Origin of the sequence: Faecalibacterium gallinarum (assembly GCF_022180365.1) — a bacterium.
Lineage (GTDB): Bacteria > Bacillota > Clostridia > Oscillospirales > Ruminococcaceae > Faecalibacterium > Faecalibacterium gallinarum.
Map to the genome: position 1 here is coordinate 81,076 of NZ_BQKV01000018.1, position 25,499 is coordinate 106,574.

The window sequence follows — 25,499 nt, forward strand, 5'->3', positions numbered from 1 at the left end:
TTCCTCCTGCGTTTTCCTCAGCTCTGCCCCGGTTCGGGCACAGATCATCCTCATTATAGCAGAAACAAGGGCGGCTGTCCCCCTGATTTTTCAGGGGGACAGCCTGTAATTTTATATTCTCTTTTGGCTCTCCCCCGCCCCGGCCGCCGCGGCGCAAAAAAGCGGAGACCGCCGCTTTCCGCTGCGATCTCCGCTGTGTTCCCAGAATTTCAGGCAGCCCCTGCTCAGCCCATCAGTTTGATAGCGGCTTCCAGGACTTCCTTGCCCTTCATCATGCCGTAGAGGGCCATATCAATCACCATCACCGGCTTATCGGGGTAGGTCTTGCGGACTTTGTCCAGGTTATAGCGAACCTGGGGTCCCAGCAGGATGCAGTCGGCGTCCTTGCCCTTGTCGTTGAGCTCCGACAGGCCGTGGGCGGCGATGGTGCACTCATAGCCCATATTGGCCGCGGCGGCCTGCATCTTCTGGACCAGCAGGCTGGTGGACATTCCGGCAGCGCAGAACAGAACAATGTTTTTCATGGTGATTTCTCCTTTTTCTCTTATGGATGCACACGGCCCCGATCAGCCGCGCGAACGATACAGTTCAATGATCTCGGCCGCCAGGTCCTTGACCACCATGGCGTCCATCAGGTGATCCTGTGCGTGGACCATCAGCAGCATCACCGGGATATGGTCGCCCCGGATCTCCGCCTGGATCATATCGGTCTGGGTGTTGTGGGCCGCCAAAAGCGCCTCGTCACACTCTTTCATCAGCTCGTCGGCCCGGTCGAAGTTGCCCTTTTTGGCTTCCTGCATGGCCTCCATGGCCAGGCTGCGGGCGTTGCCGCCCTCCACCACCAGGTTCATCACCAGCTCGTCGTACTGCTCCTGTGAAAATGCCATTTCTGCTACCTCCTCAGCGTTTGTCCATCTGGCTGGGAACAAAGTCCCCGGTCTCCATATAAAACCGCAGCATCCGGTTCTTCATCTCCGCCAGCGGCTGGGCGTAGGCCGGATCGTCGATGCAGTTGTGCAGCTCCATGGGGTCTTTTTCCAGATCGTAGAGCTGGTCGGCCTCGTACAGCCGCAGGATGTATTTCAGTTGGCCCATCCGGATCATGCAGCCCTTGGTGTGGGCGGCGTCGCTCTCGTGCTGGGTGGAGATCCGGGGCCAGTAGGGCGACTCGGGCCCGTGGAGGGGTTCCATGGCCTGGGTCTCCCCCTTGATCCGTCCGCCCTCGCAGAAGACGGCGTCCCGGTGGGCCCCGCCGGTGGCGATGGTCTGGCAGAGGGACTGGCCGAACTGGATGTAATCCGGGGTGACCCCCGCCATCTCGTAGACGGTGGCGGGCAGGTCCAAAAGCTGGACCAGGGCCGGATTCCGCCCCCGGCAGACGGGGGTCCCGGCCGCCGGTTTCACCACCAGGGGCACATTGGTCAGCGGGTCCTCAAAGCTGTTCTGGCATTTTTCTTCGATGCCATAGTCCCCCGTCAGGTCGCCGTGGTCGCTGAAGACGAAGATGCTGGTATCGTCGTAGACGCCGGTCTCTTTCAGCTTCTCCCGGACAAGGCCCAGCTGGTGGTCGAACCGGGCCACCATGCCCAGGTAGACTGCCCGCACTTCATTATACTGTTTTTCTTCCCAGTTCTGCAAGTCCTGTTTGGCCCGGATGTCCCGCAGAATCTCCGCTTTGCCTTCCAGGGTCTCCACATCGGGGCGGCGGGGCGGCAGCTTGTCCCGGTCAATCAGGGAGTACCAGGGTTCCTCGCAGCCATAGGGCGGGTGCGGGAAGCTGAGGGTGCAATAGAGGAAGAAGGGTTTTGCATCCGGCTGGCGGCTGCGCTCTTCCAGGTAGGCCAGGGCGGCGTTGACGCAGTTCCAGTCAAAGGATTCATCCAGGGAATGTTCGGGGAACCGGCCCAGGTAGAAGGAGTAGCGGTTATCCACCCCCTGCATCACCGGGACGCACTCGGGGCGGGCGGACTCCATCCCGGCCCCAAAGTGAACCTTGCCCCCCTCGACGGCGCTCTTTTCCACCAGATCGCTGCCGTCAAAGAATTTGTCGCAGTAATCGGTCTTGGCCCAGCTGGAGGGGATCACATCGTTCCGGCCGATCCAAACCACCTCGTACCCGTTCTGCTTCATGGTTTTCAGCAGATTGGGCTCGTCCCGGCGCATCAGGTAGTGCATGGTGCGGTGGCCGGTGGTGTGGGGGTACAACCCGGTGAGAAAGCTGCACCGGCTGGGCACGCAGACCGGGTTCTGGCAGTAAGCATTGTCGAAGCTAACGCCCTCCTGTGCCAGTGCATCCAGGTTCGGCGTGCTGGCGGCGGGGTTGCCGGCGTGGGCCATGGAATCCCACCGCATCTGATCCGCCACAAACCAGAGAATGTTTGGCTTTTTGACCATAGAACAATCACCTCATTATTTGTTTGAAAATCCGTACCCGCCCCAGCTGCCCGCAGGGAAAACGGGCCGGCGCTCAGGCTTTGGCAGACTGCTCTTCGGCCAGGGCCTGTTTATCCACAATGCGGAAGAAGGGGAAGTAGATGGCGAACTGGAGCGCCACCAGAACCACCTGCCAGAGAGCGGCCTGCCAGCCGCCGGCCAGGAAGCCCGCCATAATCACCGGGGTGCCGGTGGACAGCTGGATTCCGTTCAGGTAGGGCAGGATCCCCACCACCGTCAGCAGATAGGAGGACAGGAAGCAGGCCAGAGGGCTGAGCAGCATGGGAACGAACATCAGGGGGTTGAGCACCAGGGGCAGGCCGAAGACGATGGGCTCGGAGATGGAGCAGAGGGCGGGCAGGATGGCGATCTTGCCCAGGGTCTTATACCGCTCGCTCTTGGCCAGCAAGAACATGCAGACCGCCAGGCCGATGATGCCGCCCGAGCCGCCCAGCTGGGCAAAGGTGAACCACCAGGTGTTGGTCAGCAGGTTGGGCAGAGCCTCGCCGGCGGCGTAAGCCTCCAGGTTTTCCAGAGCGGGGGTCATGTAGAGCATGGAGAGGAAGGCCATGGTGACCATGCCGCCGTGGATGCCGAAGAACCACAAAAGGTTGCAGAACACCAGCAGGATCACAAAGGTGATGGGGCTGGCGCTGAGGGCGCCCAGAGGAGCACGGAGCAGGCCGTAGATCAGGTCGTTGAGGGTGCCGAAAGAGGTCAGGGTGCACAGCTGGCGGATCGCCATGACAACCACGGTAATGGAAGCAGCGGGGATGATGGCCGAGAAACCGTTGGCGATCTGGGGAGGCACGCCGTCCGGCATTTTGATGACGATGTTGTGCTTGACAAAGATATTATAGATATAGGGGATGATTACGCCCAGGATCATGGCGGTGAAGAGGCCCGGGGCGCCAAAATAGGTAGTGGAAATGGCCGAAGCAACCGCCGTCTCCCCTTCCCCAACGCCCAGAGGAATCACCATCAAAAAGGCAGCCAGGGTGGTAATGCCCACCAGCACCGACTGGCCCTTGCACTCCAGCTGGTCGGCCATGGCTTTGCCGATGCTGAACACAGCGTACAGCGCCATCATGTTGGTGGTATAGTTGGTAACAGCAGCGATCAGGGGCTTCAGGCCGACGGCCGCAATCAGGTTCTGGTAGGGCTCGAAGCTGAAACCAGACAGCAACGACGCAATGGCGCCCACCATAACCACCGGCAGAAGAGACGAAAAACCGCCGCTGATCGCGCGCAGGATTTTGCTGCTGGACAATTTGCCGGAAAGCGGGATCAGTGTTTTTTCCATGATCGCCTGGAATTTTTCCATCATAATGCAATTCCTCTCTTTACTCAAAGATACAAACTTTTGGGTAATTTTGGGCGGGCCCGCGCGCCCGGCGCCGCCTTTCGACGGGCTCAGTATAGCGCGGATTGGAAATATTTTCAACGGTTTTCTGGAACATTTTTCAAGTTTGGAAATTCTTCCAAATCGAAGTTCAAAAAGTTGTGAAATCCGATAAATCGTCTTTCTATCAATGGTTTTATTTCCAAATCAGCCATTCCGGGCGGGGTTTCGATTGCCTTTTTCTTGAAAATGCGGTATGATAAGGGCAGTAAATTGAAAATCTTTCCAAAAAGATTTTAGGACGATATATTTTTACGGATAAAGAAAGTGAGGCGGGCAGTATGATGGACCCGATTTCTCAGCTGCGGCAGAACTATTCCAACCTGACCAAGTCCGAGCAAAAGCTGGCGGATTATATTCTGGAGGACCCCCGGCGGCTCCTCTCCGGCAACATCAGCCAGGTGGCCGGCCACGCCGATTCCTCCAACGCGGCCCTGGTGCGCCTGAGCCAGAAACTGGGGTACAACGGGTTTTCGGAGTTCCGGTTTTCCATGAACCGGTATCTGCTCTCCCACGGGGCCGACGCCTCCCCCAGCTCGGACCTGGCCAAAGACCCCATGCAGCGGATGATCGACACCTATGTGCAGTACATGAACCAGATCCCCAACTTTGTCCGGCAGGACCAGCTGGAGCAGATCGCCCGGTCCATCTGCTCGGCCCGGCGGATCATCATTTGGGGGTGCAACCGCACCTATCAGTCGGCACAGCAGCTCTCCCACCGGCTCTGCCGGCTGGGCATCTTCAACAAATGCACCGACGACTGGGTGGTGATGAGCGATGACGCAGAAATCATGAAAGAGCAGGATTTGTGCATCCTGCTCTCTGTTGCGGGGCGTGGTTTTGCCGGCCGGGAATCGCTGGTGACTTCGCTGCGCAAGAGCGGCTGCCAAACGCTGCTGATCACCATGAACCCCAAACAGTCCCTGGCCAAAGAGGTCAATCAGATGTTGGTGCTGCCCTGGATCAGCAACGACACCTCCACCAATTTCTTTGAGGACCAGATCATTATGTACATGGGCCTTGAGCTGCTGTTGGCGGAGGTGGCCAAGATTTACGAGACCTGAGATTCAGGCCAGACACCGTATCAAAAAGGAGAAAGCTCCCATGCAATATGTGAATTTTCTGGTGAAACCCGCTTCCAGCCTGTGCAATATGCGCTGCCGGTACTGTTTTTATGAGGACGAGGCCGCCAACCGCGCCCAGGCCAGTATGGGGGTCATGTCCGCCCAGACCGCCGAGCTCTTGATCCGGCAGGCCCTGGAAACGGTGGATTTCAACGGCCAGATCAGCTTTGCGTTCCAGGGCGGCGAGCCCACCGTGGCGGGGCTCGGGTTCTTTGAGAACTTTGTGGAGACGGTCCGCCGCCTGAACACCCGGCGCATCCCGGTGTCCTATTCCATCCAGACCAATGGTCTTGCGCTGGACGGGGACTGGGCCGAATTCCTCGCCAAGAACCGGTTTCTGGTGGGGCTCTCGCTGGACGGCGACAAAGCGATCCACGACGAGTTCCGGGTGGACGCCGCCGGCAAAGGCACCTGGGCCCGGGTGCAGAAAAACCTGGCCCTCCTCCAGAAAGCCGGGGTGGAGTGCAACCTGCTCTGTGTGGTCACCCGCCGCTGTGCCAAAAGCGCGGTGCGGGTCTACCATGCCCTGCAAAAAACCGGGATTCGGTATCTCCAGTTTATCCCCTGCCTGGACCCTCTGGGCGAGCCCCGGGGCCAGCGGCCCTGGTCCCTGACGCCGGCGGATTACGGCGCGTTCCTCTGCGCCCTCTTTGACGAGTGGTACCGGGACTGGGAGGCCGGGCGATACACCAGCGTCCGGCTGTTTGACGACTACGTCCACCTGGCCATGGGTCTGCCCGCCGGGACCTGCGCCACCAGCGGCAGCTGCGGGGCCTACTTTGTGGTGGAGGCCGACGGCGGGGTTTACCCCTGCGACTTCTACGTCCTGGACCAGTGGAAGCTGGGCGACCTGCACGAAACCCCTCTGGCCGCCATGGGCAAGAGCGAGCGGGCAAAGCGATTTTTGGCCGACGGGCTGGAACACCCGGCCCCCTGCGCCGCCTGCCGCTGGCAGTCCCTCTGTTTCGGCGGCTGCAAACGGGACTGGACCACCGACCCCGAGGGCAAAACCCAGAATTACTACTGCCCCTCTTTCCAGCGCTTTTTCGCCCACGCGGAGCCCCGCCTGCGGCGGATCGCCGATGCGGAGCGCCGGGCCGCCGCCTACGCCGCCCGGTAAAATCGCCCTATATCGCTTAAACCGCCTGAAAAAACAAGCAGCCCGGGAACCAGTTTGACCTGGTTCCCGGGCTTATCTTATTTATGGGCTGCGGGGCTGGTGCGGGGCGGCAGGGCCCAGAAAACCACGTTCATCAAAAGAACCAGCAGCAAAACCAACCCGGTGGCCACCCAAAAGCCGAGGTTCAGCCCCAGCCAGCTGGTGGTGCCAAAGAGATGCAGCCAGAGATTCGTCCAGTTCATTGCAAACCCTCCTTTTTACAGTTTAAAGCAGTTCCCCGTAATGGCGCTCATAGGCTTTTTTCAGGCTGGTAGCCAGGACCATATAGAGCAGGATGCAGGGGATCAGATAGGCGAAGTAGCTCACCGGCAGGGCGGCAAAGCCCAGAAGGCCCCCCAGCGGAGTGAAGGGAATGGCCGTCAGCACCGCGATACCGGTGCAGGTCAGCAGGGTCAGGGGCGCCGAGGCCCGGTTCTGGATAAAGGGGATCTTGGGGGTGCGGATCATGTGGATGACCAGGGTCTGGCTCCACATGGACTCCACAAACCAGCCCGCCTGGAACAGGGCGATATAGGCCGCCTGGACCTGGGCCAGCTGGGCCCCGCTGAAGTGGTTCACCAGGTCATTGTAGAGCACGCCGCCCGAGACAAACCGGGGGCAGAATACGAAGTACATGAAAATATAGGTCAGGAAATCGAAGATGGAGTTGGTGGGGCCCAGCCAGATCATAAAGCTGCCCACCGAGGAGGCGTCCCACCGGCGGGGGGCTTTCAGGAATTCCTCGTCCACATTGTCCCAGGGAATGGCCGTGCAGGACAGGTCATAGATCAGGTTGAGGAAGATCAGCTGCAGGCTCATCATGGGCAGGAAGGGCAGCAGCGCCGACGCCGCCAGCACCGAGAACATATTGCCGAAGTTGGAGGAGGCGGTCATCTTGATGTATTTGATCATGTTGGCGTAGGTTTTGCGCCCTTCCAGGATGCCCTTCTCCAGGACCATCACATCCATGTGATACTCCAGCACCACCTGGTCCTGGGTCAGGGTGCCGGTTTTATCGGTGCAGAGGATATCAATGGCGCCGAAGTTCTGGATGGAATTGAGGTTTTTGACGATGGTTTTCTCCCGGCTCATGGAGACAGCGCCCTTGGCCAGGCAGGTGGTGACGATCATGGGCAGCAGCTCCGGCGTCAGGCCCACCGCAATGGAGATGGCGAAGAGAAACGCCGCCAGCCAGTCCCCTTTGGTCAGGCCGTTCAAAAAGAACACCAGGGGCACCATCACCATCATAAACCGGATGAGCACCCAGGCGATGGAGTTGGCCCCCCGGTCAAAGCCGTTTTTCCGATCCGGGCCGCCGGCGGAAAAGCCGCCGTAAACGGTGTCCGGCCCCACGGCCAGGACGATCCCCTCCCCCGAGCCGCCCACCACGGCAGACCCCATAAAGGCGATGTTGTGGTATTGGGCCAAGGGGCAGTTCTCGGATTTGGGCAGGGGCCGGGCGGTTTTTTCCAGGATGGCGCTCTCCCCCGTGAGGACCGACTGGGTGACGAAGAGCTCCGCGGCCGCCGTCAGCCGCAGATCCGCCGGGACCCGGTCCCCCGCCGAGAGCCGGACCCGATCCCCCACCACCAGCTCGGCCGAGGGCAGCTCCTGCCACCGGCCTTCCCGCCAGGCCGGAACGGTGGTGGCCATCAGGCCGGTGAGCCGGTCGGCCACCCGCTTGGACCGCAGCTCCTGCACAAAGCGGACGCTGCCGCCGACCAGCAGCATGGAGAGGATGATGGCCGCCGTGGTGACGTCCCGGCTGTAATTGGAGGCCAGCAGCACATCCGTCACAAAGGAGATCCCCGCCAGCACAAACAAGACCACCGAAAACGGGTTGACAAAGGCCCGGCGGAGGCGGTGGGCCACCGTATCCTCCGGCCTGCCCTCCAGGGCGTTGGCGCCGTAGGCGGCGCGGCGTGCTTCCGCCTCTTCTTCGGTGTATCCCCTGGCGGGCAGGCCCAGCGCCCCGGCCAGATCCCCCGCCTCTTTTTCTGCGTATTCGGCCACTCTGGGATGAATGGCGCCTCTGGTTTTCATCTTCTGCCGCCTCCCTTCGGTTTTCTCTTATCATATCACAGAACGGGAGCTTTGTCCCCCCGGCAGATCTTGCTTTTTTATTGCTTTTGGGGAACAAACAAAGGCGCCGCCTTCGGGCCCGGTGGGGCGCAAAAGCGGCGTCTTTGCTGTTTAGAATGAAGGGTGAATGACTTTTTGGGTGCGCCCCCGGCGCAAAGGGAAATGCTGCGGCCGATTATTTGCCGCCGGTCATGGCGATGCCCTGGATGAACTGCTTCTGGAAGATCAGGTAGATGATCACCATGGGGATCATAGCCAGCAGGCTGCCCGCCATCAGGACCGGGAAGTTGGTGGTGTACTGACCGTTCAGGGTGGACAGGCCAGCGGACAGGGTCATCATGTTCAGGTCGGTGTTGCAGATCAGGGGCCACATCAGGTCGGCGTAAGCGAACACCGCGGTGAAGATGGCCAGGGCGGCGATGCTGGGGCCGGTCAGGGGCAGCATCACCTTCACGAAGGTCTGCCACTTGTTGCAGCCGTCCAGATAGGCGGCCTCGGCGATGTCGTTGGGGATGGCAAGATATGCCTGGCGCAGGAAGAAGGTGCCGAAGGCCGAGACAATGCCCGGGAACACCAGGGCGAAGATGGTGTTGGTCATGCCCATCTTGGCCAGCATCAGGTACTGGGGGGTGATGAAGATCTGGCTGGGCAGCATCATCTGGACCAGGACAATGGCGAAGAGGGTCTTTTTAAAGAGGAACTCCAGCTTGGCGAAGGCGTAGCCCGCCATGGAGCTGAAGATGACCGCGAAGAGCACCCGGAACAGGATGAGCAGGGCGGTGTTGATGTAGAGGTTGGTGAAGGGCAGGCTCTGCAAGACGGTGACGAAGTTGTCCAGGTTCCACTGGGAGGGCAGAATCTGGGGCGGAATGGCCATGGACTCCGACTGGGTCTTGAAGCAGGTCAGCACCATCCACACAAAGGGGAAGATCATGAGGATACTGCCGAAGATCAGGGCCGCATAGGTCAGGGCGGTGGTGATCCGGCGGGTATTTTTCAGGCTGGTAGTATTCATGCTTTACACCTCGTAATTGACCCACTTTTTCTGGCCCACAAACTGCAGCACGGTGACCACACCGATCAGCAGGACGGTCCAGACCACGATGGCGGAGGCATAGCCCTTGTCGCCGGCGATGAAGCTCTCGCGGTAGAACAGGGACATCAGGCTCTGGGCATCGTTCAGGGCGGGGTTTGCGTCGTCCACCATCATGTAGATCAGGTCGAAGACCTTCAGAGAGGACATCAGGCGCATGATGAGGACCACGAACAGGGTGGGCGAAACCATGGGCAGGGTGATATCAAAGAACTGCCGGGTCTTGGAGGCGCCGTCCAGGTCGGCGGCCTCGTAGAGGGTGGGCGAGATATTCTGCAAACCGGCCAGCAGCAGCACGGCGTCGTAGCCGATGTTGCTCCAGATCTGGACCACCGCGCAGGTGATCAGGACGATGTTGGAGTCGGTGAGCCAGCCGATGTTGAGGCCCAGCAGGGTGTTAATGATGCCGTACTGGGAGTTGAAGATCCACTTCCAGACCATGGCCACAGCGGCGGGGGCCACCACCATGGGCAGGAAGAAGATGGCCCGGAAAGTGGTCCGGCCGCGGATCTTGCTGTTGAGCAGGGTGGCCACCAGCAGGGCCAGGAAGATGCCCACCGGCACGGTCAGCACGCAGAAGAAGATGGTGTTCCAGTTGGCTTTCCAGAACTCGGTGTTCTGGAACATCTCGATGTAGTTGTCCAGGCCCTCGAACTCAAACATGCCGAAGGGCTTCGACTTGGAAAAGCTCATGTAGATGGCCTGGATGAAGGGCCAGATGTTGAGCACCAGCAGGCCGAGGATGGTGGGGGCCACCATAATCAGGCCCCAGACGGCCCCGTCGCGGGCGAGCTTGGATGTTTTCTGCATTAGGCTGCCTCCTCCTCATAATATTCGGCGCTGGCTTCGTCGACGGCGGTCTGCATCTGGGCCAGGCCCTCGTCCAGGGTCAGATCGCCGGTATAGATCTTCAGCAGGATCTCGGTGACCTCGGTCTTCCACTCGGGGCGGGCGGCGTTGTTGACGCTCTGGACGCAGTAGTCGAACATATCGATGAAGCACTCCACGTTGATGGGGTACTCCTCAAAGACACCCACCCAGGTGTCCTCCAGGCCCTCATAGGCGGGGATGGCGGCGCCGCTCTCGCCCTGGATCCGCTGGCCTTCCTCGCTGCCGAAGAATTTCAGCACGTCCTTGACGATGTCCAGGTGCTTGTTGGTGGCGCTGGTGGCGTAGCTCAGGCCGTTGGAAATGGTGGCCCGGCCGTCACCGCTGACGGGGTCCGGGCAGGCGGGCAGGACGGCCACGTCCCATTTGCCCACCATCTCGGGGTAGTTTTGCAGCTCGGACAGGATGTTCCAGTTGCCCTCCAGGAACATAGCGCCCTTCTCAGAGAAGAAGGCGGTGCCGGGGGCCGTCTCGGCGAAATAGGTCTGGGTGGGGCACCAGGCGTTGTCCTGGAGGCCGATGTAGAACTCCATACCCTTCCGGGTGGCGGGGTCGGTGAAGTTGGCGCGGGTCTTATCCTCGGTCAGGATGCTGCCGCCCGCCTGGTAGACAAAGTTCCAGTAACCCAGCTGGTCGTCGCCGTAGGCCATGTAGCCGTAAAGGCCGGTGGCGTCGTAGATCTTCTGGGAGGCCTCCACCAGATCGTCCCAGGTCCAGGTCTCGTCGGGGTAGCTGACCCCGGCGGCGTCGAACATCTCCTTGTTATAAACCAGGCCGACGGTGTCCTTATCCTTGGGCACGCCGTAGAGTTTGCCGTCCGAGCCGCTGGCGTTGGAGAGCGAAATCTCCGAGAAGTGCTCGGTATCCACGATATCCGAGCAGTCGGCCAGTTTGCCGTTGTCGGCGTATTTCAAGATCTCGTTGGTGTGCATCCAGAAGATATCCGGCATCTTGTTGGCCATGGCGGCGGCCTCGAGCTTGGTCCAGTATTCGTCCCAACTGGTCACCTGCACCTCAATGTGGACATCGGGATGCTGCTCGGTATAGGCGTCGCACATGGCCTGCATGCCGTCACGCTGGGCGACGTCCCAGATCTGAAAGGTCAGATTCACGGTGCCGTCGTCCGCGCTGCCGCAGCCTGCCAGCCCCAACAGCATCAATGCCGCAAGGACGACAACGGCAATGTGTTTCAACTTCTTCATAATCCATCTCCTTTTTTGGGTACGATATGCAGCGGAAACTCCGCCCGGCCGGGGAGATTGGGCGAGGGAAACGCTGCCGTTTCGTCAAAAAGACGAAAACCAGCGGCCAAAGCTGTATATTGTGCACATTGTACAGTTTTATCGCCCAACTTGCAGAAGTATTATACATTGCATACACTGATTCTTGAATGCCGCAATGCCACTTTTTATATTCCAATTTCAAGGAATTTAGCCGCAATCATTGAAGTCATAACGCATTTTGGTATATAATGGTTTTCAAGGAGGTGTTAAGTGTGAACACGAACGCAGGCGATCCCACCAAGCTGAAATTCCATGTATTCCGGGACGAACGCTTCATCGACCTGAACCTCTATCAGTTCGGCTGGGAGCGCACCGCCCCGGCCCACTCCTACGGGCCCCACGCCCGCAACCACTATCTGTTCCACTACATCATCGCCGGGCGGGGGGTGCTGCTGGCCAACGACACCGAGTACCCCGTCACCGCCGGGCAGGGCTTTTTGGTGGTGCCGGGCCAGATCACCACCTACCGCTCCGACGAGCAGGACCCCTGGGAATATACCTGGCTGGAGTTCGACGGGCTGCGGGCCCACGAGGGGGTCAATCTGGCCGGGCTGAGCGCCAGCCAGCCGGTCTACACCGCCCAGAACAGCGAGGCGGGCCGGCTGTTGCAGGAGGAGATGCTCTACATCGTCAACCACAGTAGCGCCAGCCCGGTGCACCTGATCGCCCACGGCTTTCTGTTTTTGGACCAGCTGGCCCAATCCTCCGCCCACCGCCGCCCCGACAGCGAGCACCGGCTCCGGGATTTTTACATCCGGGAGGCGCTGACCTTCATCGACCAGAACTACCAGCGGGACATCTCCATCGAGGAGATCGCCGAGGTCTGCGGGCTTAACCGCAGCTATTTCGGCAAGGTGTTCCGGGACGCCGTGGGCGAAAGCCCCCAGACCTATCTTCTGCACTACCGGATGGTGCGGGCCGCCCAGCTGCTCAAAGAGACCCGCCTGTCCATCGGGGAGATCGCGGGGATGGTCAGCTACACAAACCAGCTGCATTTCTCCCGGGCTTTCAAAAACGTCCACGGGGTGTCCCCCCGGGAATACCGGTCCACCCATCTGCTGGACTCCCACAAAAAATAACCCCCCTCTCCCCTGCTTCTGCCGGGGCCGGGAGAATCCAAAAAAGGAGAATGTTTGTATGATTTTTCAGCAGCCCACCAAAGCCGATTTCAACCGCTGGAAAGCCCAGGCCCGCCGGTACAAACCGCTGCTCCTCCCCCACCGGAAAAGCGGCGGGGAAGTTTTGGACTATCTGAAAAGCCGCTATCCCCTGACCGAGCTGACCGACCCCGACGTGCTGAGCGTCATCTCGGACAACGTCACCGAAACCCCCTATTGGGCGGAGAAACTGCCCGCCGGGGCCCAGCCCGACCCCAGAGCCTTTTATCTGGAAAACGAGGGCGAAGGCGCGGCGTTTTACCGGCCCGAAAACCAGGACAGCGCCCAGGTATGGGGCGGCGAGATCCTGCGGATCTTTGTGGGGGTCGATCTTTCCAGCGGCTTTTACATGGTGGAGGGCAGCTCCCTGCTCTGGGACGAGCTGTGCGCCTTTCAGGGATTGGACGAAAAAGACCTGAACCACTACGTCGTCACCGCCCAGTACATAAACGCCCTGGAGCGGACGGGCCGGCTGGACCAGGTGATCCTGGACCGGTGCGCCGCCTGGCACGAGGCGGAGGAGTACCAGAAGATCATCGACGGGCTGGAGGCGCTCCGCCCGGAAGAGCGCAGCCCCGAACTGGACAGCGAACTGGCCCGGGCCTACAACAACCGCGCCGCCCCTTCCGACCGGGCCGCCTATGAGAAGGCGCTCTCCCTTCTGGCCCCCCACGAGGCGCATTTCCAGGGGGATTATTTCTGGAATTTCCGGATGGGGTATTCCTATTATTATCTGGACCAGGAGGCGGAGGCTCTGCGGTATTTTGAGCAGGCCCTGAAAGCCCGGCCCGAAGACCCCGACACCCAGGAGATGATGAACCGCTGCCGCCAGTGCCTGGCCCTGCCCCGGTACCAGAAGAATTTCCGCCAGCGGGTGGAAGAGGCCTGGGAGGCTTTTGAGGCCATCGAGGGCGAGGTGCGGGGCATCATGGACGCCGACCAAGACCACACCCAGGAAAGCCGGCTGGTGCGGAAATGCGCCGCGGCATTTCAGCCCGCCTTTGATTCCCTGAGCTTTGAGCTGAGCTTCGACGGGGAGCGGTATCAGCTGATTCTGAGCGCCGATGGCAGCCTGGCCAAATTATTCCCGCTGGTCTATTTCCAGCGCCGCGCCCCGGCCTCGGTGCTGGAATCCTGGGACATCCTGGTGGGCTGCCCCCCGATGGAAGATTACACCATGGACTGCGACGGGGCCGAGATCTCCGCCGGGGATGTGCTGGTCTGGGCCGAAAAGCAGGGGGACCACCAGATCAACCTGACCCTCTACTGCGAGAAACTGCTCCCCCTGATGGAGCAAAACCCAAACCAGGCGCTCTGGATGCTCTCGGCCCTGACGGGCCGGGTGCTGGGCGAAGTGTCCTTTATCGCCCTGGTCAACGAATTTTCCGCGGCGGAAGAACCGGAGGCCGAACCCGCCTTTTCCCTGGCGGATCTGCCCCAAGCGGTGGAGGAGATGGGCCTGACCCTCTATGAGGACGCCGCCCGGCTGCTGGAAGAGCGGGCGCTGACCTATCAGCCGGACCCGGTCCGGGACAGGGACGCCGACTGGCGTCTGGACACCTATGCCGGTTCGACCCGGCTGCCCGCCCTGCTCGGCGAGTATCTGAGCGGCGAGAGCGAGACAATCGAAGAGCTCCACAATATGGGCGCCGCGGCCGGGTTTTTGTTCTTCCCCACCGAAAATTTCCCGGAGGAGGACCGGGCCGGGCGGGCGCTGAAACTCCGGGGCGAACTGGAAAAAGCCCTCCTCCGGCAGGCCGGCGGGGATGCCGTGACCTTTTTGGGGGGCGCGCTGGGGCTCTACTGCGGGTATCTGGACTTCATCGCCTGGGACCTGGACGCGGTATTGAACGCCGCCCGGGATTTCTTTGAGACCACCGAACTGCCCTGGGCCGGGTTCCACAGCTTTTTCCGGGATGTGGGGTCGGTGCGGCTGCTCAACCGGGAACCCGAGCCCGACACCCCGCCGGAGGTTCACCCCGAGACCGGCTCCCTCCTCTCCCCCGAGGATATCCAGACCCTGGAAGGGTTCTGCGAAGAGAGCACCGGGTATTTTTACGCCATGCTGGACCATCTGCAAACCTTGATTCAGAACGGGGTGGCGGAGGGCCGGTTCACCGAAAAACAGGCCCGGCAGGATTTGCAGATCGCTCTCTGGTACGGGTACGCCTGCCTCAACCTCGACGAGTACCCCTATTATTACCGGGCGGTGGAGCAGATGAAGGACGCCGAGGGCAACGCCCGGGGCTGCGGCGTCTGGTACTACCGCTACTCGGTGGCCCTGACCTATTGCAGCCGGCTGGACGAGGCCCTGGACTACGCCGAGCGGGGCGCCCGGGAAGAGCCAACCTACCCCTGGATCTGGCTCCAGCTGGGCAAGCTGCGCAGCCACTTCGGGGACAAAGCGGGGGCGCTGGACGCCGTGGCCCGCGGGCTGGAGCTGGAACCCGAGGACTATGAGTTTCTCACCCTGGGGGAGGAAATCCGGGCCGGGGCCACCCTGGAACAGATGGAATACCACTGGATCAACCCCGACTTCGACCAGGATTTGCAGCAGGGGCTGGGAGAGGATGTGGAGGCCAAAAAGCTGGCCATCGCCTGCATCCGCCCCGACCCGGCGGGGCTGGCGCGGTTCTTCGCGATTTTCCGGCCCGACCCGGCAGCGTACCAAAAGGATTCGCCTTACTGCGTCTTCCCCTACCCGGTCCAGGGCCGGCCGGTGGACCTGGTGTTCCGGATGAACGAGGCGGGCCTCTCCAAGTTAAACGAGGCTTGGCTGCGCACCCAGAAAGCCCGGCTGGACAGCGGCCTCTGGCTGACCCAGACCGCCGAAAACGGCGAGCCGGGCCAGCTGGACACGGTGCTGCTGGACCAAAACGGGGCCGTCACCCTGCTGTACCGGCTCCCGGGCAAGGAGGAGCGGTATTTCCACCTTCTGGTGGACGAGAACGGCGCCCCTGTGCCCCCGGAAAAAGCCCCCGATGCGCCGGAAGAACGCTGAAAAAACTATTTTTTATTTCTCACGCAAAAACCCGCGCCCCCTGGCCGAAAAGGCTTTTGGGAACGCGGGTTTTTCGTTTTATTATGTCCGGTTTATTTCCCGGGGAATGGTCCGCCCTTTTCGGGCCGTTTTAGAGGGGCAAAGGGCGGCCTTTTCAGGGCTTGAGGGGGCCATAGAAATAAGAGGCCGTGGCGCCGCCATCCACGAGGAAGTCTGCGCCGGTGATGAACGCGCCCTTGTCGCTCATCAGCAGTTCCGCCACGTTGGCCACCTCGTCGGCCGTGCCGGGACGGCCTGCCGGGCAGTTGGCGAACATATTCTTATAGAAGTCCCCGCGGGGGCCGTTGAACTCGTCGATGGCAAGGGGGGTTACAATAATGCCCGGCGAGATGGAGTTGATCCGGGCACCGCGCGCTCCCCACTTCACCGATTCCGCCATCACCCGCTTTTCGTTGCACCGCTTGGCCAGCTGGTAGGCGTGAAGGGTGTCACGGATCTTCCCGGGCTGGAGCAGGGGCAGCTCCAGCAAGCGTTCGGCGGGGGTGCAGGCCAGCTGCTCGTCCTCCTCGGGGGTGAGCTGCTTCATCCGGTGGCCCGACTGGCTGGAAATGGTCACCCCCACGCCGCCGGGGGCGATCACCCGGCCCACCTCTTCCAGCAGAACGGCGGTGCCGTAAAGGTCCACCTTCAAAATGGCTTCGATGGGGGCCTGGCTGGGGGAAACCCCCGCCGCGTTGACCATCATGGTAATTTCCCCCATCTGCCGGGCCTGTGCAATCATCTTCTGGATCGACGCCCGGCTGGAAAGATCCATTTCCGTCGGGGTCACATCATACCCGGCGTCCTTCATGATTTTGGCCGCGGCCTGAGCGTTTTCCAGCTTTTTATCCCCCACCAGGATCTTTTTGCCGTATCCCATCCGGCGGGCAATGGCCATGCCGATCTGGCCGGCCCCGGCCCACAGCACTTGTTTGGCTTCCCTTTTGGCACAATAAAACACCCCATTTGTTTTCAGTATACCATACTGTCTAACAAATGGGGTGCAGTTCAAACTTCGGGGTAGTCTTTTTGGGTCATTCAGCGGCTTTGTATTGCTGTTTCAGAATTTCGGCGAAGGTCTCCACATAGTAGCCGGAATTGTCCTTTTTCCAGAAGGCGCAGTAGTTGCGGGTGATCTGCTCTCCCCCGCGCACCAGGGGGATTCGGACCAGCCCGCCGTCCCGGTCGTCCGCCCCGCCGCTGCCCTCCACCGGGAGAAACCCCCGGCCGCTGACCGCCAGCAGGCGGGCGGCTTCCAGCGTTTCGGCACAGAGAAACTCCCCCGGAAACCCCACGATGTCCCGGTAGTATTCCCGCTCGGTCTCCTGCTGCTCTTTGGACGCCACCAGGATACAGGGCAGGTTCTTCAGCTCCCGGGGCTCGATCTCTTTCAGCTCCGCCAGGGGGCTGTGGGCGGACAATTCCACGGCACTGGCCGCGGTGGCCAGGATCAGGTTCACAAAAGCGTCCGAAAAAGCCCGGCGCTGGTCGTTCAGGGCCAGATCCAGCCGCTCTTCCTGGAGCATCCGGTAGAGTTCCTCGTGGTTGCCCTGCTGGATCTCAAGGCTCACATCCGGGTATTCCCTGGCGAACTGCTCCACGGCGCGGTAGAACTCCCGGCCGCTGTAACTGCGCAGGCACCCGACCCGGAGACTGGCGTTTTTGCCATGGGCGATCCGGGCCGACTCCCGGCAGATCCGCTCGTAGTCGGCCACCAGGATCAGGCTCTTCTGGTAGAAATATTCCCCCGCCGGGGTAAGGGTGAATCTGCGGTTTTTCCGTTCCAGCAAACGGAACCCCAGCTCCCGTTCCAGGGCCTGGACCTGCTGGGAGATGGCGGACTGGGAGATATGACACTCCTCTGCCGCCTCCGAGAAACTGTTGTTCCGCACCACAGCCTGAAAATACTGTATCTGCCGCAGCATGGGCTCGCCTCCTGTACCAAAGAACTTTTTCTTATTATAGCACAGGGAAGGAAACTTTCCAAAAAAATCCAAAGGCCGCAAACCTTTCCGCGCGCGGGTGGGCAGGATGGTTCCGGCGCGCAGGGATGCCCCGCCCCGCCGGGAGAAAGCCGAAAAACCGCCTTTCATTTCTTACCCAAAAACCCGCGCCCCTGGCCGAGAAGGCGTTTGGGGACGCGGGTTTTGGGTTTTATTATCTCCGGTTTATTTCCCGGGGAATGGTCCGCCGTTTTCGTACCGTTTGCCCACCCAATACAGGGGCAGAAACAGCCCGGCCAATCCCAGAAACATAAGGGTGTAAAAGCCAATTTCCGCCCAGAGCGCCGGCAAAAACCAGCTCATCCCCAGATTCAAAAGGGGCAGCAGCGCCATCACCCCACAGGACCAGGCCCGCCCCATCTGCACAATGTGGGGCCAGTTATGGTTATTGAAGGCCAGGCCCATCACCATCATCCGAAACGGCCCGTCGCTGACAAAATGAATCCGGTTTTCGTCGTAGAAGGCGGGCAGATTCTGCCGGACCAGAAAGCAGAAATAGCCGCCGAAGATGGCCGCCAGCAAAACCAGGGTGTCGAGGGTGTTCAGGGGGTCCAGCCTCCCTCCCCCGGCGCCCAGCCAGTGGTTCAGGTACAGGCCCCCGGCCCCCGCCAGAAGGGCCCCGAAGTACAGCCACTTCCAGCGGCTCTTTTGCTGCCAGGCGCGGCGGACCGGTTTTTCCTCGGCGTAGTGGATGGCGGCTTTCACCACCGCTTCGACGGTGCCGGCGTCCATGGGCTGGGCGGCGGGCTGCCGCTGGCAGAGCAAAAGCTCGGTCACCGTCACCCCCAGCAGCTCGGCCAGGGGAACCAGCAGGGCGGTGTCCGGGATGCTGGCGCCGGTCTCCCACTTGCTGACGGCCTTGTTGGAGATGTAGAGCCGCTCGGCCAGTTCCTTTTGGGTATAGCCCTTTTCTTTTCGGAGCTGGGCCACAAAGGCACCGAATTTTTCTTTGTCCAGTTCGTACATCGCATTCACCTCTGGCTGCATTGTACCGCAGCCCGGGCCCCGGGGCAATCGAACCGTAGGAGAATCGGGTGTTTTGGCGCCCAAAACAGGAAAAAAAGCCGCCCCCGCCTTTAAAGGGCAGGAGCGGCGAAGGATGGGGCCGCCGCAGTTTGTCTGCGTCTGGCAAGAGTAACCTTTCAGCCCCGCAGTTTTTCTTTGAGGGCCAGGACCTTTTTCTCAATCTGGGCGATGGTCTCGGCAAAGGCGGCGTCCTCCTTGCCGGAGGGGTCTTCCAGGCCCCAGTTCTCCGCGTACTGGGAGGGCAGATTGGGGCAGCTGACGTTGCAGCCCATAAAGATCACCACATCCGGCTGGGGGATCTCCGAAATCAGCTTGTTGTACTGGGTCTTTTCCATATCGATGCCGTGGAGCTGTTTCATCATCCGGACGGCGTCGGGGTTGATGTGGTCTTTCAGGGCTGTGCCGGCCGAATAGCTCTCGAACACATCCCCGGCCAGCTTTTTGCCCAGGGCCTCGGCGATCTGGCTGCGGCAGGAATTGTGCACGCAGACAAAGGCCACCTTGGGTTTGCCCTGGCAGTGGAGCTCCGGTTTATAGGTGTCGTAGTCATAGACAAGATCCAGGGTGCCGTCGTCCCCGAAATAGTGGATCGCCCCCGCCGGGCACTGACGCTCGCAGCCGTGGCAGCCCTCCACGCAGCCATACTCGTAGACCACTTTGGGTTTGCCCGCCGGTCCTTCGGGTTTATAGACCCCGTGGCGGCACAGATCGTTGCAGGTCGTGCAGCCGACACACCGCTCATAGTCGATCACCGGGTACCAAGTTTTACTCATTTGTTTCTCCCCCGTTCTCTGGAACGCCCCCTCAGCCCTGGGATTTTTCCAAAAGGGCCGCAATCTCCTCCGGCTTGAGCACCCGGCCGCAGGAGACTACCTTGCCGTCCACCACGAGGCCCGGGGTGCTCATGACGCCGTATTTTGCGATCTCGGCAAAATCCGTCACATGGCCCACCGTGAAGTGGGTGTCCCCCATCTGCTCCAGGGCGGCGCGGGCGTTGGCCTCCAGGGTCTGGCAGTTTTTGCAGCCGGAACCCAGGATCAGGACGCTTCTGGCCGAATCGTCCGAACCACAGCCGCAGGAGCAGCCGGCGGGGGCCTCTTTCACTTCAGTCTGTTTTTCTGCTGCGCTGCCGCAGGAACAGCAGCAGCCTTTTGCAGATTCGTCTTTCTTCTTTCCAAAACCAAACAATGCCATGGGAAATACCTCCTGAAAATTCCGATAAAATTATGTTGCAGCGCGGACGGGTGATTACACCAGCCAGGGCTGGATCGCGTTGAAGAAATAGCCCACCAGGATAATGCCCAGCGTACAGATGGCGATAAAGGCCGCCAGGAGCTGGGATTTGACCGCTTTTTTCAGCATAATCATGGAGGGCAGGCTCAGGGTAGTGACCGCCATCATAAAGGAGAGGATGGTGCCAAGGCCCGCCCCCTTATAGAGCAGACTCTCGGCCACCGGGATGGTGCCGAAGATATCCGCGTACATGGGCACCCCCACCAGAGTGGCCAGCACCACCGCAAAGGGGTTTTCCCCGCCCAGAATCTGTTCCACCCACTCCTGGGGGACCACGTTGTGGATCAGGGCGCCGATGCCCACGCCGAGGAAAATATAGGGGGCGACCTTTTTGATGGTGCCCAGCAGCTGCTCCTTTGCATAGACGAGCCGGTCCCGCCGGGTCAGGGCCGGGCCGCTGGTTTCGATGTGGGGGGCATTTTTGATAAAGTCCTCCACATACCGCTCCATCCCCAGTTTTTCCAACAGGGTGCCGCCCACCACGGCGATCACCAGCCCCAGAAGGACATAGATCACCGCGACTTTCGCGCCGAAAACGCTCATCAGCAGCACCAGAGAACCAAGGTCCACCATGGGGGAGGAAATCAAAAAGGAAAAGGTCACCCCCACCGGCAGCCCCGCACTGGTGAACCCCATAAAGAGCGGGATGGAGGAGCAGGAACAAAAGGGGGTCACCGTCCCGAGCAGGGCCGCCGCGGCGTTGGCCCCGATGCCGCGGAACCGACCCAGAATCTTCTTGGTGCGCTCGGGCGGGAAATAGCTCTGGATATACGAGATGCCAAAGATCAGCACCGAGAGCAGGACAAAAATTTTGATGGTGTCGTAGAGGAAAAATTGCAGCGCACCGCCCAGCACACTGCCGGGCGCCAGCCCCAGGGCCGCCAGGGCCTCCCCGATCAGGGCATTGAGCCATTTCATCCCCAGGATCTGATCCTGGAAAAACAGCCAGACCGTCCGTATGGTCTCCATAAAGAGCTCTCCTTTCGCCGGGCATACAGTTCTAATTTTTTCGATTTAATCCCCCGAAAGAAGAGCCATCGCCCTTTCGATGGCTCTTACTTTTGGCAGCAGCAGCCGCCTTTTTCGCAGGTGTTGGTTTGGGTCAGGGTATCCAGCAGCGCTTTGGCGTACCGGCTGCCCTCCTCGCTGATGCCGTAGTGGGTCCATTTGCCCTCGGCACGGCCCACCACCACCCCCGAATCACAGAGGATCTTCATGTGGTAAGACAGGGTGGACTGACTGATCTGCAATTTTTCCAGCAGGACGCAGGAACATTTCTCGCCGCTGCGGAGCTGCTCCAGGATTTGCAGCCGGTTCACATCGCAGAAGGCTTTGAACACCTTTGCATCCGCTTCGTAATCGTGCACACCGTCACCCCCACCCTTTTTTGTCCGGTCGAGAGGTAGTATACTCCTCAAATCGAAAAAAGTCAATCTGTAAATTCATCCACCGGCGAAATGGCCCGGCCCGATCAGCCGTTTGCTTCCAGATAGGCCAGAATCTCGTCGGCGTTGGTGTCCGGCTTGACCTTGGGCATCACCTTTTCGATGACCCCGTCGGCGTCGATGAGATAGGTGGTGCGGACCACGCCCATGCTGACCTTGCCGCACATCTTTTTCTCCTGCCAGACGTCATAGGCCTGGATGGCCTGGAGCTCCGGGTCGGAGAGCAGCACAAAGGGCAGCTCATATTTCTGGGCAAATTTCAGGTGGGAGGCCACCGAGTCCTTGCTGATGCCGATCACGGCCACGTCTTTGCGCTTAAAGCCCTCATAGTTCCGGGCAAAGGCGCAGGCCTGACGGGTGCAGCCGGGGGTATTGTCCCGGGGATAAAAATAGAGGACCACCTTTTTGCCCGCAAAATCGGACAGACGGACGGTCTGGCCGTCCTTATCCAGCAAGGTGAAATCCGGCGCTTTGGTACCAGCCTGTAACATAGGGTTGCTCCTTTCGTTGTAAAAGAGATCTTCTGCCGCCCGGCGGGGCCGCAGGGTTTTCTAAATCAGAGTGTATTCAGTATACCAGACGCGGGGGGTTCTGCACAAGCCCCGTCCCCCTCCCCCGCCAGGCGGAGAATCTCCGCCGCAACTTGCGGGGGCGTCAGGGACGAGACGTCCAGTTTCCGGGTCCGGAGGGAATCGTAGAGGGGCAGCCGCGCCGCGCTCCGCTCGATCACATCTGGCTGACGCAGCCCGGCCTCCACGTCCCGCTGGAGACGGCGGCGGAGGGCCGCCTCCCCGCAGACAAGGGAAACCACCTCCACCCGGCACCCGGCGGTATTGAGCCGGGCCAAAAGGGTGTCGAGAATCTCCTGTTGGTGGAGCACCCAGCAGAAAATCACATGTTCGTAGGCGGAACAGGCCAGGAAATTATTTAACAGGTGGCAGATGTTGTCCAGCACCATGGCCTTGGTTTCCTCGGTGACTGCAAAGGGGTGGGCGTCCCAGCACCAATCCCCGTCCAGAAAGACCGCCCGGTCCAGCTGGTGTTTCAGCAGCTGACAGACAGTGGTCTTGCCCACCCCCATGGTTCCGCCGATGATGTAGAGGGTTTTCATTTTGTCTCGCCTCCCCTGTTTCAGCTGGATTGCCCCACGGTCTGCCGGGCCCCGGTGACAATTTTGTTGGTGAGCTCGATGGTGGTGTCGCACCGGCGGGCGACGCTGGGATCGTGGTCGATGTAGAGAATCCCCGCCCCGATGGCCTGGGCGTGGCGTTCCAGGTTGGTGAGGACCAGGTCGGCGGTGCGGCCGTCCAGGTTGGCGGTGCTTTCGTCCAGGATGTACAGCTTGGGCCGGCGCAAAAAGGCCCGGGCCAGGGCCAGCCGCTGCCGCTGGCCGCCCGAGAGGTTGGCCGCCCCCTCGCTCACCGGGCGGGTCAGGGCCTGGGCCGGGTCGGAGCAGAGGACCCCCTCATACTCCCCGATCAGGCAGGCTTTGCTTAGGGCGTCCAGCAGAATTTGGTCCGCCGGGGGTTCCTCGAGACCATAGACCAGGTTATCCTTCACGTTCCCCGCGAAGAAAAAGGTACTCTGGGGCAGGTAATAGACAAGGGCGGTCAATTCCTCCTGGCTGTAGGAATCCAGGTCCCGCCCAAAGAGGGTGACCCGCCCTTGCGTGTAGGAGTAATACCGGTTGAGGCAGCGGACCAGGGTGGTTTTGCCGCAGCCGGAGACTCCTTGGAGCGCCACCTTTTGCCCGCCGGGGAGGGTCAGATCCTCGTAGAGGGCCAGGGGCTTGTCCTTTTCGGGGTTGGTGACCAGCACCTGTTCCAGATGGATCTCCGGCGCGGTCAGGGGCTCGCCGCTGGAAGGCCGGCCAAACACCTCATCGGGCTGGCTGGCGGTGACCTCCAGCAGGGCTTTCGCCTTGACCAGGGAGGAGGCGGTCTCATCCATGAACCGGTAGACCTCGTCGATGGGTTTGATCAGCTGCTGGAACAAAAGGCAGACCGTGATGGCCGCCCCCGCCCCCTGGGCCAGGGTGGAAATCCGGCCATCCGAAATGACGGTGTACACCTCGCCCAGACGGACCGGCCAGAGGGAGGCCAAAAAACGACCCCGCCAGCGCCAGGGCCAACACCCCGAGACACTTGAATTTTGTGCTGCGGCTCATCACCGAGAGATAGTTCTGCACCATGGTCCCCTCCTGCCGGGGGCGGCGCCCCCTGGTTTTCTCTCCCCTATTGTATCACCAGCCCGGGGGTTTTGCGAGACATTTACAAAAACAATTCGCCCCGCCCCGGCAGATGGATTTTCCGGGACAGGGCGAGGACGGGCGGGGTCAATTCAGCAGCCAGACCCCCAAATTCAGATAGGCCGCAAAGGTGACCCAGGCCAGGTAGGGCAGCTGGAGAAAGGCGGCGGTTTTTTCGATCTCCCGGAAGGAGCCGATCATCCAGAGGATGACCCCCCAGAGGGCCCCCAGCCAGAGCAGCGCCAGCCCGAACTGCTGGAAATTGAAAAAGAGGATGCTCCAGAAAAAGTTCATGGCCAGCTGAAGCCCAAAGATCCAGAGGCTGCGGGACCGGTCCCGGGCGCCGGGGGCCAGGGCGATCCGAGCCGCGCTGATCCCCATCAGGGCATAGAGCAGCCCCCAGACCACCGGGAACACCCAGGCAGGCGGCGAAAGGGGCGGCTGCACAATGCGCTCGGTGTAGATGCCGACGCTGTCCCGGGTGAGCCAGCCGGCCGCGCCGCCCACCCCCTCGGCCAGGAGAATCCAAAATAGATAGGTCGCGATTCGGTGTTTCTTCATAATCCATCCCTCCACAACAGGGTATGCAGAAACGCCGGGCCTATCCACAGGAAATTTTTCCAGCCGGTGGGGGGTGCAAAAAACCGGGAGCGCCGCCCCCCTCTTTAAGAGGAGACAGCGCCCCCGGCAGTAAAATTTCGGATCAAAAGTTACCAGCGGTCGGCCCAGCCCTCGGCCCCGAAGGGTTCCGGCTGAAAGTCGGCGGCGTACATCTCCGCCCGGATGCTCTCGCTCAGGTCGGAGACGGTGTTCTCGTCGTAGGACTCGAACTCGGCCCCGGTGAGGATCAGCGCGCCCATCCGCTCCATGTCCTCCAGGTTGACCCGCTGGATCTCCTCGGTCTGGGAGGAGCAGCAGTCCGACAGGACCACCACATTGTATTCCAGGGCGTTGGCGTCGTAGGCCGTGGTCCGCACACAGTTGGGGGTGGTGGTGCCGGTGAGGATCACCGTCCGCACCCCCAGCCGCCGGAGAATCAGGTCCAGCTCGGTGTGGAAAAAGGCGCTCCACCGGGGTTTGATGATGCTGTAATCCCCCGGCAGCGGGCGCAGGCCCTCGGGGGCCTGGGCGCTGTTAAAGCCGTCCGACGAGGGGCCCATGGCCCGGCCGCCGGCCTTCCAGCCGCCGTAGCGGGTCAGCTCCACGTCGCTGCCGTCGGTGCGGTAGATCCGCTTGACGAAAAACACGGGAATTCCCTTCTCCCGGGCCGTTTCCACCGCCCGGCAGCAGGCCGGGACGGTGGCCGCAGCGCCCCGGATGCAATGGGCACTGCGGGGGTCAATGAAGCCGTTCTCCATATCAATCACCAGCAGCGCCGAACGCGTCTTGTTTTCTTTCATTCTCTCGATTCCTCTCTCTCAAACTCGAATCCGCTTTAAAGCCGCTCAAAGCCCAGGTACCGGGTGCCCTGGAAGGTCAGCCGGCCCCGGTCCCCCTCGGCCAGCATCCCATACTCCGACCCCGGGACATACAGCTCCATCCGGTCGCCGCTCTCCACCTGAAAAGTCACATAGTGGCTGGTGGAGGTGTGCATCGCCGTGTTGTCGGCGCTGTGATGGTGGTGGACCTCCTGCCGTTTGCCGGTGATGATGGCCTCCACCGTCAGCCGGGGGGAGTGATTGTTCTTGTTCCAGGTGGAAATCCCCTGGACGATCCGAAACACGATCAGCCCGAACACCAGGCAGAACACCAGGGTGAACATCAGATCAAAGCCGCCAAAGTAAAAACCCATACTGCTTTATCCTTTCTGAACCGGGCGCCCC

The 25,499-nt window shown here is 60.9% G+C and carries 26 protein-coding genes; 4 read left to right on the forward strand and 22 right to left on the reverse strand.

Going from position 1 to position 25,499, the window contains the following annotated elements:
- Positions 1-224: 224 nt before the first annotated feature.
- The 4 genes from JCM17207_RS02225 to JCM17207_RS02240 all read right to left on the reverse strand — a co-directional run bounded on the left by JCM17207_RS02225 (position 225) and on the right by JCM17207_RS02240 (position 3,760).
- Positions 225-524 carry a PTS sugar transporter subunit IIB gene (locus JCM17207_RS02225; RefSeq protein ID WP_238315975.1) on the reverse strand — a complete coding sequence of 100 codons (300 nt, stop codon included), beginning with the start codon at positions 522-524 and terminating at the stop codon, positions 225-227.
- 42 nt (positions 525-566) lie between these two features.
- Complete coding sequence (locus JCM17207_RS02230) at positions 567-887, reverse strand: PTS sugar transporter subunit IIA (RefSeq protein WP_238315976.1); 321 nt, start codon at positions 885-887, stop codon at positions 567-569.
- Positions 888-900: 13 nt separating this feature from the next.
- Positions 901-2,394, reverse strand: coding sequence for a sulfatase family protein (locus JCM17207_RS02235; protein ID WP_238315977.1), 1,494 nt, complete (start codon positions 2,392-2,394; stop codon positions 901-903).
- Between the two features lie 73 nt (positions 2,395-2,467).
- Positions 2,468-3,760, reverse strand: a complete 1,293-nt coding sequence (locus JCM17207_RS02240) for a PTS sugar transporter subunit IIC (protein WP_238315978.1) — start codon at positions 3,758-3,760, stop codon at positions 2,468-2,470.
- A gap of 356 nt (positions 3,761-4,116) precedes the next feature.
- Here JCM17207_RS02240 and JCM17207_RS02245 point away from each other — a divergent pair, with 356 nt between their 5' ends.
- Together JCM17207_RS02245 and JCM17207_RS02250 are read left to right on the forward strand one after the other, a co-directional pair.
- Positions 4,117-4,899, forward strand: coding sequence for a MurR/RpiR family transcriptional regulator (locus JCM17207_RS02245; protein ID WP_238315979.1), 783 nt, complete (start codon positions 4,117-4,119; stop codon positions 4,897-4,899).
- 40 nt (positions 4,900-4,939) lie between these two features.
- Positions 4,940-6,079: an anaerobic sulfatase maturase gene (locus JCM17207_RS02250; protein ID WP_238315980.1), complete on the forward strand. Its 1,140-nt coding sequence runs from the start codon at positions 4,940-4,942 to the stop codon at positions 6,077-6,079.
- A gap of 77 nt (positions 6,080-6,156) precedes the next feature.
- On the opposite strand, the gene JCM17207_RS02255 is transcribed toward JCM17207_RS02250, so the two are convergent.
- From JCM17207_RS02255 to JCM17207_RS02275, 5 genes are all read right to left on the reverse strand, one after another.
- A complete protein-coding gene (locus JCM17207_RS02255; protein WP_238315981.1) occupies positions 6,157-6,321 on the reverse strand; it encodes a hypothetical protein in 165 nt (54 codons plus the stop codon).
- A gap of 22 nt (positions 6,322-6,343) precedes the next feature.
- Positions 6,344-8,161 (reverse strand): HAD-IC family P-type ATPase, encoded by a 1,818-nt coding sequence (locus JCM17207_RS02260; RefSeq protein WP_238315982.1) that lies wholly within the window; start codon positions 8,159-8,161, stop codon positions 6,344-6,346.
- Between the two features lie 214 nt (positions 8,162-8,375).
- Positions 8,376-9,215, reverse strand: coding sequence for a carbohydrate ABC transporter permease (locus JCM17207_RS02265; protein ID WP_238315983.1), 840 nt, complete (start codon positions 9,213-9,215; stop codon positions 8,376-8,378).
- Between the two features lie 3 nt (positions 9,216-9,218).
- Positions 9,219-10,103, reverse strand: coding sequence for a carbohydrate ABC transporter permease (locus JCM17207_RS02270; protein WP_238315985.1), 885 nt, complete (start codon positions 10,101-10,103; stop codon positions 9,219-9,221).
- Entirely contained in the window at positions 10,103-11,383 is a 1,281-nt protein-coding gene (locus JCM17207_RS02275) for an ABC transporter substrate-binding protein (RefSeq protein ID WP_373871906.1), read from the reverse strand. Before JCM17207_RS02275 ends, JCM17207_RS02270 begins: the two co-directional genes overlap by 1 nt.
- 293 nt (positions 11,384-11,676) lie before the next feature.
- Here JCM17207_RS02275 and JCM17207_RS02280 point away from each other — a divergent pair, with 293 nt between their 5' ends.
- Both JCM17207_RS02280 and JCM17207_RS02285 read left to right on the forward strand, forming a co-directional pair.
- A complete protein-coding gene (locus tag JCM17207_RS02280) occupies positions 11,677-12,543 on the forward strand; it encodes an AraC family transcriptional regulator (protein WP_238315987.1) in 867 nt (288 codons plus the stop codon).
- Between the two features lie 58 nt (positions 12,544-12,601).
- Entirely contained in the window at positions 12,602-15,622 is a 3,021-nt protein-coding gene (locus JCM17207_RS02285) for a tetratricopeptide repeat protein (protein WP_238315993.1), read from the forward strand.
- 154 nt (positions 15,623-15,776) lie between these two features.
- Here JCM17207_RS02285 and JCM17207_RS02290 read toward each other — a convergent pair whose 3' ends face one another.
- The 13 genes from JCM17207_RS02290 to JCM17207_RS02350 all read right to left on the reverse strand — a co-directional run bounded on the left by JCM17207_RS02290 (position 15,777) and on the right by JCM17207_RS02350 (position 25,468).
- A complete protein-coding gene (locus JCM17207_RS02290) occupies positions 15,777-16,559 on the reverse strand; it encodes an SDR family oxidoreductase (protein ID WP_238316058.1) in 783 nt (260 codons plus the stop codon).
- 136 nt (positions 16,560-16,695) lie between these two features.
- Positions 16,696-17,586: a LysR family transcriptional regulator gene (locus JCM17207_RS02295; RefSeq protein WP_238315995.1), complete on the reverse strand. Its 891-nt coding sequence runs from the start codon at positions 17,584-17,586 to the stop codon at positions 16,696-16,698.
- A 243-nt stretch (positions 17,587-17,829) separates the two neighbouring features.
- Entirely contained in the window at positions 17,830-18,630 is an 801-nt protein-coding gene (locus JCM17207_RS02300) for a helix-turn-helix domain-containing protein (RefSeq protein ID WP_238315997.1), read from the reverse strand.
- A gap of 176 nt (positions 18,631-18,806) precedes the next feature.
- On the reverse strand, positions 18,807-19,253 hold the full coding sequence (locus JCM17207_RS02305) for an arsenate reductase ArsC (protein WP_238316060.1): 447 nt from the start codon (positions 19,251-19,253) through the stop codon (positions 18,807-18,809).
- 241 nt (positions 19,254-19,494) lie between these two features.
- The gene (locus tag JCM17207_RS02310; RefSeq protein WP_238315999.1) at positions 19,495-19,884 is read right to left on the reverse strand and encodes a thioredoxin family protein; all 390 of its coding nucleotides are present in this window, start codon (positions 19,882-19,884) and stop codon (positions 19,495-19,497) included.
- A 54-nt stretch (positions 19,885-19,938) separates the two neighbouring features.
- Entirely contained in the window at positions 19,939-20,952 is a 1,014-nt protein-coding gene (locus tag JCM17207_RS02315; RefSeq protein ID WP_238316001.1) for a permease, read from the reverse strand.
- Positions 20,953-21,038: 86 nt separating this feature from the next.
- The gene (locus JCM17207_RS02320; protein WP_238316008.1) at positions 21,039-21,350 is read right to left on the reverse strand and encodes an ArsR/SmtB family transcription factor; all 312 of its coding nucleotides are present in this window, start codon (positions 21,348-21,350) and stop codon (positions 21,039-21,041) included.
- A gap of 104 nt (positions 21,351-21,454) precedes the next feature.
- Complete coding sequence (bcp, locus tag JCM17207_RS02325; protein WP_238316010.1) at positions 21,455-21,919, reverse strand: thioredoxin-dependent thiol peroxidase; 465 nt, start codon at positions 21,917-21,919, stop codon at positions 21,455-21,457.
- Between the two features lie 65 nt (positions 21,920-21,984).
- A complete protein-coding gene (locus tag JCM17207_RS02330; protein ID WP_238316015.1) occupies positions 21,985-22,539 on the reverse strand; it encodes an ATP-binding protein in 555 nt (184 codons plus the stop codon).
- Between the two features lie 20 nt (positions 22,540-22,559).
- The gene (locus JCM17207_RS02335) at positions 22,560-23,531 is read right to left on the reverse strand and encodes an ATP-binding cassette domain-containing protein (RefSeq protein ID WP_238316017.1); all 972 of its coding nucleotides are present in this window, start codon (positions 23,529-23,531) and stop codon (positions 22,560-22,562) included.
- Positions 23,532-23,763: 232 nt separating this feature from the next.
- On the reverse strand, positions 23,764-24,237 hold the full coding sequence (locus tag JCM17207_RS02340; RefSeq protein ID WP_238316019.1) for a TspO/MBR family protein: 474 nt from the start codon (positions 24,235-24,237) through the stop codon (positions 23,764-23,766).
- Positions 24,238-24,386: 149 nt separating this feature from the next.
- Positions 24,387-25,076, reverse strand: coding sequence for a cysteine hydrolase family protein (locus tag JCM17207_RS02345; protein ID WP_238316020.1), 690 nt, complete (start codon positions 25,074-25,076; stop codon positions 24,387-24,389).
- 35 nt (positions 25,077-25,111) lie between these two features.
- Positions 25,112-25,468 carry a DUF2500 domain-containing protein gene (locus JCM17207_RS02350; RefSeq protein ID WP_238316022.1) on the reverse strand — a complete coding sequence of 119 codons (357 nt, stop codon included), beginning with the start codon at positions 25,466-25,468 and terminating at the stop codon, positions 25,112-25,114.
- Positions 25,469-25,499: the final 31 nt, after the last annotated feature.

What these genes read in the sequence shown, in the direction of transcription:
- JCM17207_RS02255 (WP_238315981.1), bottom strand. Translation starts at nt 6,321, where the DNA reads ATGAACTGGACGAATCTCTGGCTGCATCTCTTTGGCACCACCAGCTGG.
- JCM17207_RS02290 (WP_238316058.1), bottom strand. Translation starts at nt 16,559, where the DNA reads ATGGCCATTGCCCGCCGGATGGGATACGGCAAAAAGATCCTGGTGGGG.
- JCM17207_RS02230 (WP_238315976.1), bottom strand. Translation starts at nt 887, where the DNA reads ATGGCATTTTCACAGGAGCAGTACGACGAGCTGGTGATGAACCTGGTG.
- JCM17207_RS02330 (WP_238316015.1), bottom strand. Translation starts at nt 22,539, where the DNA reads ATGAAAACCCTCTACATCATCGGCGGAACCATGGGGGTGGGCAAGACC.
- JCM17207_RS02340 (WP_238316019.1), bottom strand. Translation starts at nt 24,237, where the DNA reads ATGAAGAAACACCGAATCGCGACCTATCTATTTTGGATTCTCCTGGCC.
- JCM17207_RS02235 (WP_238315977.1), bottom strand. Translation starts at nt 2,394, where the DNA reads ATGGTCAAAAAGCCAAACATTCTCTGGTTTGTGGCGGATCAGATGCGG.
- JCM17207_RS02250 (WP_238315980.1), top strand. Translation starts at nt 4,940, where the DNA reads ATGCAATATGTGAATTTTCTGGTGAAACCCGCTTCCAGCCTGTGCAAT.
- JCM17207_RS02265 (WP_238315983.1), bottom strand. Translation starts at nt 9,215, where the DNA reads ATGAATACTACCAGCCTGAAAAATACCCGCCGGATCACCACCGCCCTG.
- JCM17207_RS02240 (WP_238315978.1), bottom strand. Translation starts at nt 3,760, where the DNA reads ATGATGGAAAAATTCCAGGCGATCATGGAAAAAACACTGATCCCGCTT.
- JCM17207_RS02260 (WP_238315982.1), bottom strand. Translation starts at nt 8,161, where the DNA reads ATGAAAACCAGAGGCGCCATTCATCCCAGAGTGGCCGAATACGCAGAA.
- JCM17207_RS02310 (WP_238315999.1), bottom strand. Translation starts at nt 19,884, where the DNA reads ATGGCATTGTTTGGTTTTGGAAAGAAGAAAGACGAATCTGCAAAAGGC.
- JCM17207_RS02345 (WP_238316020.1), bottom strand. Translation starts at nt 25,076, where the DNA reads ATGAAAGAAAACAAGACGCGTTCGGCGCTGCTGGTGATTGATATGGAG.
- JCM17207_RS02315 (WP_238316001.1), bottom strand. Translation starts at nt 20,952, where the DNA reads ATGGAGACCATACGGACGGTCTGGCTGTTTTTCCAGGATCAGATCCTG.
- JCM17207_RS02295 (WP_238315995.1), bottom strand. Translation starts at nt 17,586, where the DNA reads ATGCTGCGGCAGATACAGTATTTTCAGGCTGTGGTGCGGAACAACAGT.
- JCM17207_RS02350 (WP_238316022.1), bottom strand. Translation starts at nt 25,468, where the DNA reads ATGGGTTTTTACTTTGGCGGCTTTGATCTGATGTTCACCCTGGTGTTC.
- JCM17207_RS02275 (WP_373871906.1), bottom strand. Translation starts at nt 11,383, where the DNA reads ATGAAGAAGTTGAAACACATTGCCGTTGTCGTCCTTGCGGCATTGATG.
- JCM17207_RS02270 (WP_238315985.1), bottom strand. Translation starts at nt 10,103, where the DNA reads ATGCAGAAAACATCCAAGCTCGCCCGCGACGGGGCCGTCTGGGGCCTG.
- JCM17207_RS02285 (WP_238315993.1), top strand. Translation starts at nt 12,602, where the DNA reads ATGATTTTTCAGCAGCCCACCAAAGCCGATTTCAACCGCTGGAAAGCC.
- JCM17207_RS02225 (WP_238315975.1), bottom strand. Translation starts at nt 524, where the DNA reads ATGAAAAACATTGTTCTGTTCTGCGCTGCCGGAATGTCCACCAGCCTG.
- JCM17207_RS02245 (WP_238315979.1), top strand. Translation starts at nt 4,117, where the DNA reads ATGATGGACCCGATTTCTCAGCTGCGGCAGAACTATTCCAACCTGACC.
- JCM17207_RS02300 (WP_238315997.1), bottom strand. Translation starts at nt 18,630, where the DNA reads ATGTACGAACTGGACAAAGAAAAATTCGGTGCCTTTGTGGCCCAGCTC.
- bcp (WP_238316010.1), bottom strand. Translation starts at nt 21,919, where the DNA reads ATGTTACAGGCTGGTACCAAAGCGCCGGATTTCACCTTGCTGGATAAG.